Origin of the sequence: uncultured Veillonella sp. (assembly GCF_963551295.1) — a bacterium.
Lineage (GTDB): Bacteria > Bacillota > Negativicutes > Veillonellales > Veillonellaceae > Veillonella.
This window is the reverse complement of sequence record NZ_CAUVFT010000016.1, coordinates 35038-49433: the sequence shown is the minus strand read 5'-3', so window position 1 is coordinate 49433 and position 14396 is coordinate 35038. Positions and strand designations below refer to the sequence as shown.

General features: G+C 38.6%; 12 protein-coding genes and 1 rRNA gene. All 13 read left to right on the top strand.

Annotated features, from left to right (window positions below):
- Positions 1 to 255: 255 nt before the first annotated feature.
- The 13 genes from rrf (at position 256) to RYO55_RS05880 (ending at position 14338) form a co-directional block, all read left to right on the top strand.
- Positions 256 to 372, top strand: a 5S ribosomal RNA gene (gene rrf / locus RYO55_RS05940).
- Between the two features lie 478 nt (positions 373 to 850).
- Entirely contained in the window at positions 851 to 1990 is a 1140-nt protein-coding gene (locus tag RYO55_RS05935) for an ATP-binding protein (RefSeq protein ID WP_314984614.1), read from the top strand.
- Positions 1991 to 1994: 4 nt separating this feature from the next.
- Positions 1995 to 2594, top strand: coding sequence for a hypothetical protein (locus RYO55_RS05930; RefSeq protein ID WP_314984613.1), 600 nt, complete (start codon positions 1995 to 1997; stop codon positions 2592 to 2594).
- A gap of 224 nt (positions 2595 to 2818) precedes the next feature.
- Complete coding sequence (locus RYO55_RS05925) at positions 2819 to 3190, top strand: CGGC domain-containing protein (RefSeq protein ID WP_303929361.1); 372 nt, start codon at positions 2819 to 2821, stop codon at positions 3188 to 3190.
- 184 nt (positions 3191 to 3374) lie between these two features.
- Positions 3375 to 4547, top strand: a complete 1173-nt coding sequence (locus RYO55_RS05920) for a M48 family metallopeptidase (protein ID WP_314984611.1) — start codon at positions 3375 to 3377, stop codon at positions 4545 to 4547.
- Between the two features lie 639 nt (positions 4548 to 5186).
- Complete coding sequence (locus RYO55_RS05915) at positions 5187 to 5798, top strand: MotA/TolQ/ExbB proton channel family protein (protein ID WP_004694376.1); 612 nt, start codon at positions 5187 to 5189, stop codon at positions 5796 to 5798.
- Positions 5795 to 6199 carry a biopolymer transporter ExbD gene (locus RYO55_RS05910; RefSeq protein WP_105086776.1) on the top strand — a complete coding sequence of 135 codons (405 nt, stop codon included), beginning with the start codon at positions 5795 to 5797 and terminating at the stop codon, positions 6197 to 6199. The genes RYO55_RS05915 and RYO55_RS05910 overlap by 4 nt, the downstream gene beginning before the upstream one ends.
- 4 nt (positions 6200 to 6203) lie before the next feature.
- Entirely contained in the window at positions 6204 to 6953 is a 750-nt protein-coding gene (locus RYO55_RS05905) for a TonB family protein (RefSeq protein WP_314984610.1), read from the top strand.
- Positions 6954 to 7083: 130 nt separating this feature from the next.
- Entirely contained in the window at positions 7084 to 9534 is a 2451-nt protein-coding gene (locus RYO55_RS05900) for a TonB-dependent receptor (protein WP_314984609.1), read from the top strand.
- Positions 9534 to 10556, top strand: a complete 1023-nt coding sequence (locus RYO55_RS05895) for an ABC transporter substrate-binding protein (protein ID WP_314984606.1) — start codon at positions 9534 to 9536, stop codon at positions 10554 to 10556. Before RYO55_RS05900 ends, RYO55_RS05895 begins: the two co-directional genes overlap by 1 nt.
- Positions 10557 to 10568: 12 nt before the next feature.
- Complete coding sequence (locus RYO55_RS05890; protein ID WP_314984604.1) at positions 10569 to 11615, top strand: iron ABC transporter permease; 1047 nt, start codon at positions 10569 to 10571, stop codon at positions 11613 to 11615.
- Positions 11615 to 12376: an ABC transporter ATP-binding protein gene (locus RYO55_RS05885; protein ID WP_314984603.1), complete on the top strand. Its 762-nt coding sequence runs from the start codon at positions 11615 to 11617 to the stop codon at positions 12374 to 12376. The genes RYO55_RS05890 and RYO55_RS05885 overlap by 1 nt, the downstream gene beginning before the upstream one ends.
- 18 nt (positions 12377 to 12394) lie before the next feature.
- Positions 12395 to 14338 (top strand): TonB-dependent receptor, encoded by a 1944-nt coding sequence (locus RYO55_RS05880; RefSeq protein ID WP_314984601.1) that lies wholly within the window; start codon positions 12395 to 12397, stop codon positions 14336 to 14338.
- Positions 14339 to 14396: the final 58 nt, after the last annotated feature.

The window sequence follows — 14396 nt, the reverse complement described above, 5'->3', positions numbered from 1 at the left end:
AGCTGACTGGTACTAATCGATCGAGGGCTTTACTTAAGCAGCGTAACCAACTTGAAGGAGCAACGCGACGCACAAGTTGCGTGGAGTCGCTTACGTCGAAACGTCAGATTTCACGATGTGAAATCTACAGGCTTCGACGCAATCCTCCAGACGTGTACTTTGAGTATGGGACGCAACATACAACAAAACATTAAGCAGAATGTGCAACAAATATATATACTTCTATGTGGTTTTCAGAGTACAAACTCTGACAGATTCAGTGGCGATGGCTATGAGGATCCACCTGTTCCCATCTCGAACACAGTAGTTAAGCTCATAAACGCCGAAAGTACTTGGCTGGAGACGGCCTGGGAGGATAGGAAGCCGCTGATTGACGTAAAGGCACACCTGAGGGTGTGTCTTTTTTTGTGTATGGCTTTCTATCCTCCCAGGGTACCTGGTGAGCAGGGCAGTAGAAGATGGAGAAGCGAAGCGACGACAGATTCACTGCATCGCTTAGTTCGGAGCGTAAGATGGCCATGTAGCTATGCTACATAAGGCCATCCACAGCGACGAACACCCAGTATCCTGGAGGGAAGAGCCGTACATAAGAACTTGCTGATTGACTAAAAGAAAAAGGTCTACCTAAAGGTAGGCCTTTTTCTTTTTGCTAGTCTTCGACTAGCATACCTGCTAGAACCGTCTTCAGCCAAGGTTGTATTGTAGTACCTATGGTAGAGTCTGTATAGAAAACATAGAAAAGTTAGAGGGTATTATAGCAAAATATTTTTATAACATTGTTTAAAGATAAACCAATATTTTGCTTATCAGAATAATTAAATGGTATAATAAATAAAATGGAGGTAGTAATATGTTAATTAATTTTACTGTTTCAGGATTTTCATCCATAAAAGAAAAGCAAGAGTTAACTTTATGTGCTTTTAATAAGCAACGTATTAAAAATACTCGTTATGAGGATAATTATATTCTGGATAGTTTTAATCGAGCTACTAAATCTACCGTGATTTTTGGTAATAATGCAGTTGGTAAAACTAATATTTTATATGCAATTCATAGTTTGTTGGAAATGATTTGTACGGGGCGTTTACTTTCGAATTTAAAACTATTTAATTTTCAATCTGAATATATTTCGTATGAGATTGTTATAGAGACTAATGAAAAAATTATGTATACTTACGCTCTTGCTATTAATAGGGGAGAAGAAGTTGTATCTGAACAATTAAAACGAAATAATACAATTATATATGATTATAAAGAGTCTAAGTTAAGAAGCACTTTTCTTGATGAAAAAATTCTTGATATATATTCAATAACTTCTACATCTACAATTTTGTCAAAGATAAAAGATTTTATTAAGGATATTTATGATGAGTTTCTTACAAGTGTTATAGATATTATAGTAGTTCATGATTCATTTATTAATGTTGCCCTTAAAAATTTTGAACTTAACTATAATAAAAATGATAAATTAATAATTGAAAAAAATAAAAAATTAGTTCAATTAATTTTAGCTCAAGTTGATTCGACTATTACTGATATTGAATTTGTTGAGCGAACTAATGAAGAAGGAGAATTAAGATATGGCTTAATTATTTGCAGAAATATTGGAAATAATGAAGTAGCTAAATATTCTTTTGCATTTGAATCTAATGGTGTAAAGAAGATTAGTGCGATTATTATATCGTTATTAAAAGTATATATGGGGAAAACAATTATTATTGATGAGTTAGATTCCTCTATTAGTACTCGATCATTAATTCTTTTATTCAATAAAATAATTAATACATCACAAAATAAAAATGGACAATTAATAGTTACTACACATAACCTTAATCTTTTTGACCTAACTTTTTTTGCTCCTGAACAGTTATATGTAGTTTATAAGGATGAAAATTTAACAACAAAAATTAATTCTCTTGCAGATTTTAAATTGCGTAGTAATAAAAAAAATTTGGCAAGTGAATTTCTTAAGGGACAATTTGAGGGATAAAAATATGAGTAGAGTTAGACGTGCGCCAAAACAGTTAAGAAGTAGTGTAAAAATTCATATACTATGTGAAGGTGAAACAGAAGAAGCTCATCTTGGAAAAATATTATCTTCATATAGAAATGTTTCTATTGAATGTTTCGGCGGTGGGGGATATGGCCGTGCAGAATCAGAATTTGATAGGAATAGTCCTTTATATAGTGTTATTCTTATAGTAATGGATTTAGATAAAGCTCAACAAAAGACTGCTAATAGGCGTTTATTAAATCATCTAATCGATAAAATTCAAAAAAATGATAAGCGTCACTGTCTCTTCTTAACTGCACCTGATATTGAATATTGGGTGGCCTGTTGTATTAATAAACCTGATAAGTATCGGTTAGAAGATTTGGAGAGTATGGGATATAGAAAAGGATCTACTGTGAATGATTTTTTTAGGCAACAACATGGTTCATATGAGAATGCTTTAGCTATTGTAAATTCAACAAATGTATATTATTGCAAACCTTATCCAGGTGCTAATGTTTCATTAAAACCTGAGTACTTAATGCATAATCAAAGTAATCTAGCATCATTAATAAATTATATAAACTTATTAAATCAATAGTATTATAATATATAAATTTTCTGAAAGTCCCTATAATGGTGGATTTATTTTAATCTACTATTATAGGGGCAATTTTTATGTTTAATTCTATTTATAAGTATACTATTTCTGTAAATTTGAGGTTACCTATCTATAATTAGCATTTATCAACGTGCTTTGAGATACGTAATGTTCTTATAGATATGGTATACTTAAGTTTATACTATATTTTCATAGGAGGTCTTATGACTAAAAAAATTGCAGTCCTTGTGAATGAGGATACAATGCAGCGCTGTTCTTGCGGTGGTTGCTTAAAAGCATTTATGAATAAAGCAGATTCTTTTGAGCGTTATGCTGATGAGGATATTGAGTTGGTGGGGTTCACACATAGTGGTGGGGATCTTGCTAAGAAGATTGAGTCTTTTAAGAAAAAAGGCGTTACTACGGTACATCTTTCTACATGTACGCGTGGTAAGAATGAAAATTATGAAAGCATCGCAGAGCAGTGTGCTGAGGCAGGCTTTGATGTAGTAGGCTATACACATGGTGGCGCTGTTTCTAAAGATGGTAAAGAAGCGGTAGTACTTTCAGCTAAACCAGTAACGACAGATCAATAGTTAGCAATATTTGAATTAACCATAATAGATTGCACCATCTTATGATAGATGAATGATTGTTCCATTATTCATTCTATATTTATCATGAAGTAATATTATATAGGTAGTGTGGAAATTCTGGCGTTTTTTTACATTCTATATTGTTTTATTATATAGCTATATCATTGTTTAAGAGGTTGAGAGAATGAATAAGAAAATTACAGCGGCTACTTTATCTATTGCTATGGCAGTGACAATGGCACCTACTATGATGCAAACGGCTTCTGTTAATGCTGCGTCTGCTGCGGTACAATCTTTAGCTGGTGGTGCTATTGCTATGGCTTACGTATCTACTGCATTAAATAAAATGGATAATTCTGCAGAGGGGCAACAGGAGAGTTTGGCACGCACAAAAGAGAAAACTGGTTACTTAAACGATAGTGCAGCCCAAGAGCGTGTAAATCGTATTATGAAGACATTAGAGGCTACACCTAGTGTAAAGCGTTCTTATGTTGTATATGCGAATCCTGATGAGGAGTTTAATGCGTTTGCCACGCTTGGTCGTGTTATGTCCATTAACAAGGGTGCTCTAGATACACTGGATGATGATCAATTAGCCTATGTAATGGCTCATGAAATCTCTCATGGCGAGCATAAAGATATTATTAATGGTGCTAAGAAGCAAATCGGTCTTTCTACAGCGGTTGGCATTGCTGCTGGCGGTAGTGAAGGTGCGGCTATTTTATCTAATGTGGCAGGCAACTACTTATCCAATCAAGTGTTTACGATGAGTCAAGAAAAAGCCGCTGATGAGTTAGGCTTTAAGATTTTAAGTGAATCTCCATATAATGTAGGTGGTGCAGCTGGTTCTATGGCAGTACTACGCAACAAAGTAGGGGAACACTACCGTGAAGGGCTTTCACAAGTGGTAGCACCTAATAATCATCCAAAGTTGTCCGATCGGGTGAACAATAATATTTCTCGTATGTACACATATTCTGGGAATCATGTAAACGTATCGAATGGTACTGTGTACGTAAACGGTGATAATATCTATACTCCAGCAGGTAGTGGCCGCTACACAGGCGAAGAGCGTGCTTATTACATGGCTGGTAAATTAGCACGATTGTATCATAACAATCAAATTACGCCAGGTTCTGCATCCTATAGTGGTGACACTGTAACGGTAGCTGGTCAATCCATTGTTTCTACGCCAAATGCAGATGTAGCATTACAAGTGGCAACAAATCTTAACAATGCATTTGTAAAGCCTGCAGGTTCTGCTGTTAATGCGAAAAAACCAGTGAAGGTTAAACAAGAAAAACCTAAAAAGGTAAAAGAAAATAAAAATGTAAAAGCTGATAAAGCTAAAAAATAAATGAGAGTTATAAATGGCATATAATTTGCTTTAAGGATTTATGTTATTATAATCAGAATAATCAGAGGACTGAGCCCATGAAGGCTTAGTCCTCTTTTTATATGGATTGTAATTTTTATAGTTTGAGTATAAGTTTATATGTTAATAAGTTTATAAGATGTATTGAGGGATATACGAGTAAGAAATAGACCGTAAAGATATTGATAACCTTAGAGTATGAATATTGTTCATGTGTAAATAAATTATAGTCATAAAGCAATAATAGATTCATAAAAATACAGAGAATCTTTTGAGAATGGAAAGTGAATTGTAATGGGTTTATACCATAAAATATAAGAAATTATCTTGTTAAATATAGTTGTTATAGAAGGTTTTATTATATTTCTTGTAATATTTATGAATTGTTTATGCGATAACTTAGTGTTGTCTATATATGGTGGATAGATGTATATTTAAGGTGGATGAAATATGTGCTTAGAATAGAATCCTATAGAAATACCATAACGGTAGGGGGTATAGGGTTATTGTACTTATACATGCTTTATAGGATAATGTCAATGTTGGTGGTTAATCTAATAATATAGATGACCATTTTTTTGTTAAATAATACGTAATTTTATACATTATATGGAGGCTATGATGGAGTATACAATTCACCTATTTAATGCAGGTGGTTTCGTTATGTATCCACTTGTACTATTCATGTTAGCAGCATGTACTATTTTATTTGAACGTATTCGTACGTACAGAAACATCAATCATGAGTTACAACAGTTGTCCGATAGCATTGATGCAGGTCGTAATAGTAATAATTGGTCTACTCTAGAAAATTCTATAAAAAATAGTGATGACGCATTGAGTAGATTCGTGTCTCCTATCGTGGAGTCTGTATATAGTGCGGAAGGTTTAGAGAACCGTTTACATGATGTGGTAGGTTACATGGATGAACGTTTAAAACGTGGTCTTAACTGGCTTAGCATGATGGTAACAATGGCTCCATTACTTGGACTTTTGGGGACTGTTGTTGGTATGATTCGATCCTTCGCAGCCGTTGGAGGCGATATTGGTGCGCCTACTGTTATTACAGGCGGCGTATCTGAAGCATTGGTTGCCACTGCAACGGGGCTTTCAGTAGCTATCGTAGCATTAGCCATCCATAGTTGGTGTACAGATAAAGTAAATTCTGATATTGCAAAGTTAGAGCAAAAATTAGGTTCTATTATGGATTTATATATTAGGAGTCAACGATGAAACGTAGTTCAGTAGGCATACAAAAAGAACCTACCATCATGATTATACCTATGATTGATATCGTTTTCTTCTTGCTCGTATTTTTCATGATGAGTACGTTGTACATGAATACAGAGGAACAAATTCCTCTTAACTTACCGAAGGCTTCATCTTCTTCTGCTAAGACGATTGAGCCTATCACAATTTCATTAACAGCTACACATAAGATGTATCTTAATGAACGTGAGATTGTCCCTGATCAACTGGGCAATGAAATTCAAGATATTGTTGCAAAAGAACCTCAACAGGCATTTATTGTACGTGCCTCTGAGGATATTGCGTATAAGGATGTTATCAATATTTTAGATAATCTTAAAATTAGTGGTGCTCGGTTTGTTAGCGTAGCTACAGAACGGAAGTGATTCTATGGTAGACAAACGATATGGAATTCCTTTCGTAGCTGCATTGGTTATCAATATTGCGTACTGGGGGGTTGTAGGGAATTGGTTCGGCCATTTAAAACCGCCAGAAACACCGCATAAGGATCTGGTTATCAACCTCGATATGGGGCAGCAAGAACTTTCTCAAGAGAAGAAAGAGCCTGAGAAACTAAAGATTCATCCTGACGACAAACCCGTCGCAGGGGGCGGTAAAGCAGGAAGTGTGTTGCCTGATTTATCGGGAAAGCCTACAGAAGGCTTAAAAAATCTGAATCCTTACTTAGGTGGCAATGAGACGGCATCAGTCAATTTGAATGGTAATACTGATAATCCTGTTGGTAATCCAGGAAGTGGCAATGTACCAGGCCCTGGTGGTGGTAATGCTGGCAATGGTGGGCTTAGTGAAGAAGGTAATGGATCTAAAGGTGGTGACCCAGGTCCTGGCGATGTAGAACGTCGTGGGGGCTCTTACGATAGTTCAGGTTATATCGCTCGCGTTGAGAGTAATAAAGTGATGCCGCAACAGGCGGTGCGCCGTGGACTCAGTGGACGAGTTTCCTTTGAAATCACTTTTGATGCCGATGGCAACTTTGCTGGTGCGAATATGATCGGTAGTAGTGGCTCTAGCATTCTCGATAATGCTGCTGCTAGCCTCGTAGAGAGCTCTGGAGGTATAGAGAATACAACAGGTGAGCCAGTTACGATTGTGGTTAATGTAGATTATGGTTATAATTAATCTTCTATAGCTGATAATGTATGAATTATGTTTGTGTGTAGTTGTAATTCAGAAAATACAAGAAACGCATTTGTTAGAGGATTAGTTTTAATATTATTTTTATTGTGTATTTATTGTGTGTGGAGGGTTTATGACAAGTCATCGTATTTTATCTGCTGCTATTGCAGTAACGTTAGCGTTAGGTACGTATCAAGCATATGCGTATGATGAGAACTTCAAAGGCTATGAGGTTCATAATGTTTCGGTGAAAGCCGATGCGGCTAAGGATGAGTATGGTAATACTATTACTGAGCAATCTTATTACCGTACTGGTGGTGATGTAAAGGTTATCACTCGTGAAGAGATTGAAAAACGTCATTATCGCGATGTAACTGAAGCGATTAAACGCGTTCCAGGTGTTACATTCCAAAATCCTGGTTACCGTGGTGGTGAGTATGGCTACCAATTCTACAATAATGGTGTATCCATCAATGGTGACTCCCGCGTTGTAGTTTTGGTGGATGGTCGTCGTGTAGATAATATTACATCTGGTCGTTTAGGTGATAGCTCTGAAAGAGGATCTAAATCTACGGGTGTTAATATCGATGAAGTAACCAATATGGATGCTATTGATAAAATCGAAGTTATCAAAGGCCCTGGTGCTTCTCAATATGGTTCTGACGCTACAGGTGGTGTAATCAATATCATTACACGCCGTGGTAAAGGCAATTTCAGTGGTTCCGTTGATTTGGCCACAGGCAGCTGGAATAAGCATAGCTATAACTTGACTGTACAAGGTGCGGCAGGTAAGAATGCGTCCACTGGTTACTTTGTAACAGCTACTCGCACTATGTCTCAAGACTCAAAATACAAAGATGGTGATACTGGTGAAGTAGCTACACTTACTGGTTCTAAGTGGAAAGAAGAAGGCTTTAATGCGCGTATTGACCATGAGTTCAATAAGAAACAAAGCTTACAGTTTTCTATGAACTTCAAAAAAGGTCGCGATGGATATCCAATTTCTACGCCTAGTCGTAAATACTGGAACCAAGACGATTGGCGTCGTATCATTTCCAATGCTACTATTGGTCAATTTGATGCGAACAATAAATTGATTACAGATCCTAAATATATAACACCAAATAACCCTAAAGGGTATGCGCCAACTTTGTACGGCGATTCTAGAAATCCTGGCTACCATAATTTATTCGCTTTAGACGGTCATTATGGTTCTTATAGTAAGTTCAAAAACTTGGATACAGACTTAAAATTTACTTTTGATCGCCAAGGCCATATGGAAAGCTTTGTAAGATTGTATCGTTTAGATCATCGTTATGAAGGTCGCGATAAATTCTCCTGGTATCGTGGTACAAAAGCAGAAGCTCGTGAAGCTTATGCGAAGGCATTCCCTAATGGCGCAACTGTAGAGCAATTTAATGCTTGGGTTGATGCTAACTTGGCTCCATTCCCAGATCGTCGTGATGCATTGCGCCAATGGATTGCAGAGACTGGCGGTATGGCTGGTAGTCCAACTAGTTGGTACAAAGAAAATAAAACAGGTGCAGAGCTTCAATGGACTCGCCAACTTGATAAGCACGATATTATCGCTAACATCGATTATAGCCGTTCTAAGTTGAACTCCCGTTCTATTAAAAGTGCTGGTAATGTAGTATCCTCTGATATTCGCCGTGATACGTTATATGCGTACTTACAAGATAAAATCTACATTGGTAACAATGTGGAGTTAACACCAGCATTACGTTATGTACATTACAGTAGCATTCAAGGTAGTGGCAGTGGTGACTCCCAAGGGAAAGGTAGTGTAAGCGCCTTAACACCTAGCTTGCATGGTCAAGTTAAGTTTAACAAAAAGACTAGCATGTACGCTGGTTGGACTCGCATCTTGAGACCGCTTAAAACAGGCGACTACAGTGCGGTTGATGGGGTATTTAATACACCATTAGATGATGAAAAAGGTGATGCTTTCACATGGGGCCTATTACATACGTTTGGTAAAGGTAATAATACTACTGTAGCAGTTCATTATGATTACACGCGTATGAAAAATGCCATCGCTACATTGCCAATTTTGAACAATAGAACCGGCGACTTTGAAAAAACAGCAGTTAATGCAAAAGAAAACAAACAATCTTTCAATATTACAGTAGACCACAGATTAAATGAACATGTAACAATGAGTGCGTCTTATTCTCATATGAAAGATAAATGGTTATCTAAAGGTGGTTGGGTTCTTGATCCAAACTGGGGCTATAGCAATAGCGATGATATCAACGTGGCTATTAACAGCTTGCGTCCGCAAAACCACTATGCATTGAACATTTCCTATGATAACAAGCGTCTATATTCTGGTTTGTTGATTAACTGGTACACTGGCAATAGTGACTATGCATTCACTCATAGACGCTTCCTCATCGTGGACTGGAACCTTAACTATGATGTAACAAAAGATTTAACTGCGTACATCGTGGTCAATAACGTTCTTAACCGCGCTTATGAAACAAGCTATAGCGCTTATAATGGTCGTGGTAGTGCGGCTATGCCAGCACGTTCCTTCATGATTGGGGCGAAATATAAATTCTAATGATTAGATTCAGCGTATTAATACTATGTCTATTAATATGTGTAGGTTGTGGTCCTCAGCAGGTAACTGTTGAGGACCATCAGTCTACACCAGCACATATCGAATTGCAGCCACCGGTGACAATTGAATCCTTTGTACGTCGAGGTGAACCTTTTGAAAGTACCTATACGGCAGTGCCCGAGCGTGTGGTGGCGATGTGGCAAAACTCCATAGAAACTATCATTGCTCTTGGTGAAGGGGATCGTATCGTAGCGGGCATGGGGATTCCGGATCGCAAATACGTGCGACCAGAATACCGTGAGGCGTACGATACAATTCCATACAAGGATCTGAAATACGCCAATTTAGAAAGCGTATTGATGATGAAGCCTGATTTGTTGGTAGGTTGGAAGTCTACTTTCACAAATAAAATGTTACAAACACCTACATTTTGGCAGGCGAGACAAGCGAATGTATATATTGCAGAGTCCTCATTAGGTGCTCAATCGGCGCTCACCATGGATATGGAGTATAAATATATTCGAGATTTGGGGCGTATTTTTAATCGCAATATGGAAGCAGAGCGTCTCATTCAAGAGATGCAACAATCTGTGTCGTACACGGTAGCCCAAACGGCTAACGAAAAGTCACCAAAGGCACTGTTTATCGAGGTGGAAGGCAAGCATTTTCGATTGTATGGACATAAGACATTAGCCGGTAATATAGGAGATTCCTTGCATGCCGATGTAATTGACACGGAAACACCGACTATTAGTATGGAGGATGTAATTGAACAGAATCCGGACGTTATATTCTTGATTGTATCTGATGGTGAATATAGCCAAGCAGATGTGATTATGAACTATGTATTAATGCAGCCAGGTTTACAAGGGGTAAATGCGCTACGTAATAAGCGCGTTCATTTCTTGCCTCTGCTTGCTGTATATAGTCCTGGTATTCGTTTATCCGATGGTATCGACATAGTATCACGTGGGTTGTACCCTAATCTATATCCAGAAGGGGTACCAGATTTAATTCATTAATAAAGGAGCAGTATGCTAAAACGAATTGGATATACTGCTGGCGGATTTGTCCTCATAGGGGTGCTAGCAGTAGCCATTCTATGGGGACTTTCTGTTGGTACAGTACAGTTTTCACTTTCTCAAATTTTCAATATTGTCATAGATCAATTTTCTAGCCCATTGGCTATCGATGATCCTATGAATGGCCCAGAGCAGACCATTATTTGGTTACTACGTATGCCGCGGTTGTTGATGGCTGCCATTATTGGGGCAGGTCTTGCCGTATCTGGCGTTATCATGCAGGCCATCGTTAAGAATCCACTGGCAGATCCTTACATCCTGGGGATTTCCTCTGGCGCATCTCTCGGTGCTACGGTAGCTATTTTATTTGGTATAGGCGTTATGTTCGGTGAGAACTTCGTCGGCGTTATGGCCTTTATCGGGGCCATGGCGATTTCCTTCGGCGTGTTGTTTATCTCAAATTTAGGGGGCCGACCAAATTCGGTGAAATTGATTTTAGGGGGCTTGGCATTAAGCGCCGTATGTAGCTCCTTCTCTAGTTTTGTGGTTTATTTAGCGGACGATAAGGAAGGCATCCAAACCATTACATATTGGTTGATGGGTAGTTTTGCGGGCGCTAAATGGGATATGTTGCCCTTTATTGCCGTCGTTGTCCTCGTGAGCATCATCTTTTTCTGGTCTCAAAGCAGAATTTTAAACATGATGCTGCTTGGTGATGAGGTGGCTATTACCTTAGGTCGCGATTTGCATAGATATCGACAAGTTTACTTGATTATTAGCTCTCTTATCATTGGCTTTGTGGTGTACGCGGCGGGCATGATTGGCTTTGTAGGCCTCTTGATTCCTCACCTCGTGCGCATGACAATCGGGACGAATCACTGGACTTTGATTCCGTTCAGCGCATTAGGGGGCAGTATTTTCCTCGTCATTGCTGATGGCTTGTGCCGATGTATTATTCCTCACGCAGAATTGCCAATCGGCATTCTCATTTCTCTCATTGGGGCACCAACCTTTGTATACATGTTGGTGCGTAAGAACTACGGATTTGGAGGGGAATAATGAATATTCAAACAGATAATATCCAAGTCTCATTTGGTCCGAAAACGATCCTTTATGATATTTCCCTAGATATACGAAATAAGGAATTCGTTGGAATTATAGGTCCTAATGGGAGTGGTAAAAGTACGTTTTTAAAATGCTTATACCGAGTACTTCAACCTAACAATGGCAAGATTTTCTTTGATGGCACTGAAATGAGTTCTTTAAGCCATCGTGATACAGCCTTAAAAATAGCTGTAGTAGCGCAGCATAGTACGGTTAACTTTGATTTTTCCGTCCTTGAAATGGTTCTCATGGGCCGTTCCCCTTATAAAGGGCTACTCGATAGAGATCAAATTGATGACTATGAAATCGCCCGACATGCATTAGCTCAAGTAGGGCTTAGTGATTTTGAAAGTCGCAATTTTAATACCTTATCTGGTGGTGAGCAGCAGCGCGTTATCTTAGCACGTGCCTTGGCACAACGCACAGAATGCCTAGTGCTAGACGAGCCGACAAACCATCTAGATATTAAGTATCAGCTGGAATTGATGACGATTGTAAAACGCCTTGATGCAACCGTAGTGGCTGCTATTCACGATTTGAATCTAGCAGCCATCTATTGTGATCGTCTCATTGCGTTAAAAGACGGTTCCGTAGTGTGTACAGGGACCCCTCACAAAGTATTGACAGAGGAGACCATCCGACACATCTACGGCGTGTCCGCCACGGTACAAACATTACCAAATGGACGATTAAATATTATATATAATATGGAATAATTGAAAAAAGAGGCGTGGATGATGAAACGAATGAATAAACAAGTCTATGTAGCAGTGCTTATGGCATTAACTACTATGTCAATTAATAGTTATGCTGCAGATGTAACAATGAACAATAATGAGGAAGAAGTTACCATAAATGTTACCGCTAATCGTACATCGTTATTAGATTTAGATACACCAGTATCGACTTCTGTTATTACTCAAGAGGATATACAAAATAGCGGTGCTAAGACGGCTTTTGATGCGGTCGCTAATGTACCGGGTGTAACCATTAACTCCTTTAGTGCGTCTGGCGCAGATTTTGGTGGCATGGATAGCCGTACGAATATTCGTGGTCTCGATCGCGGTGCACTTGTTCTTGTAAACGGTGTACCTATGAACTTAAATGGTAAGAGCGGAATTGGCTCTATACCTACCAGTGCCATTGAGCGCATCGAAGTTGTAAAGGGGGCGGCCTCTACCTTATATGGCGCAGAAGCTTTAGGTGGCGTTATAAATATTATTACAAAAACGCCGTCAAAAGAGGGCGGTTCTGCTACGGTAGCTGTAGGTAATCGAGGCTCCAAGAGATTTGATATTTCTTATGGTACTGATCGATTCCTCGTTGGTATCGATAGAAAATACTGGGGGACTCAAGATCCATCTACACCGGTGCGGTATGACTATACAGGCCGCAAGGGTTATGATTACTACACTACGCGCAATAAAGGTAACTCCTTAGGTGTGTTCATGAGCGGTAAGCTTTCAGATAAGATAACCTTAAATTATACTCGTGCTGAAAGCCGGTCCTCCTTTGGTTTGATTAGTACAGAAAAAAATCCTGTGAGACAGGCTCGTCATTCTACGACATATCATTACAAGGATGACCGTAATAATGCATCTTTGATTTATAAGGATGATAATACGACGGGAACATTGTTTTATAATGACCGTACTATGCGTGGTGAAAGCCGTGTTCATAGTGCTAAACAGTTCAAGCCGACCGAAACCAGTTATGTAGCTCGTCAATATGGTATAGATGTACAACATGAATGGGACTTTAGAGGCGGTAAGGATTATTTGATTGCCGGTGTTACAGGTAAGCAAGAAACCTATCGTGCCACACAGGCCCCTGTGTATACACGGCCTCATCGTAATACCTATGCGGTGTACAGTAGTTATTCTCGTGAAATCAATCCCAAATGGACTGCCATTTTGGGCTTGCGTTATACAGCCATTAGTGATCCTATTAAGGACCAATATGTGTTAACGCCTCAGTTCCAATTGTTGCACACCATCAATAAAGCTTCCTCCATGTACTTAAATATAGGGAAAGCTTACACGATGCCTAGCTTGAGTGATTCATTCCGTAGCGTGAACCGCCAATACACAGCAGTAAGTGGTAAAAATCTTAAGCCTGAAGAGGGTTGGAATTATGAATTAGGTTATAAACGTCTTAATAAGAAGGATAGCTGGAAGGTGGACGTGTTCTATATGGACTTCAAGAACTTCTTCCAATGGCAACCTGATGTAAATGGTCGCCCAACCGTTCGCGTAAACGGTGGTAAATTCCACAATGTTGGGATTGAAGCTGAGTATAGTAGACATTTGTCAGATCGACTCAAAATGAGTGTAAGTGGTTCTTATTCTAATCCAAAACAAAAGGAAATGAATGAAACCTATTGGAAACAAGCGGCTCCTAAGTTACAGTTTACAACCGGCATTCATTATAAAAGCCCAACCTGGGAAGCTGGTACATCCTTTAGCTTTGTTACCAAACGTTTGCGCAATCGTGATGGCGGCTTGAATCCTAACATTGCTCTTTGGAATGCTTACGTTGGGTATCACTTTAACAAAGATGCTACATTACGCCTCGATGCACGCAATCTTTTGAATCGTCATAATGTGGTATCCAATGGAGATTATGAATACTGGGATGCACCATTCAATTATGAATTAAGTTATACACAAAAATTTTAATATGTATTAACGATACAATCCCCCGAGAATGCAGTAGCGGTAGGGGTATGGGTTTTGT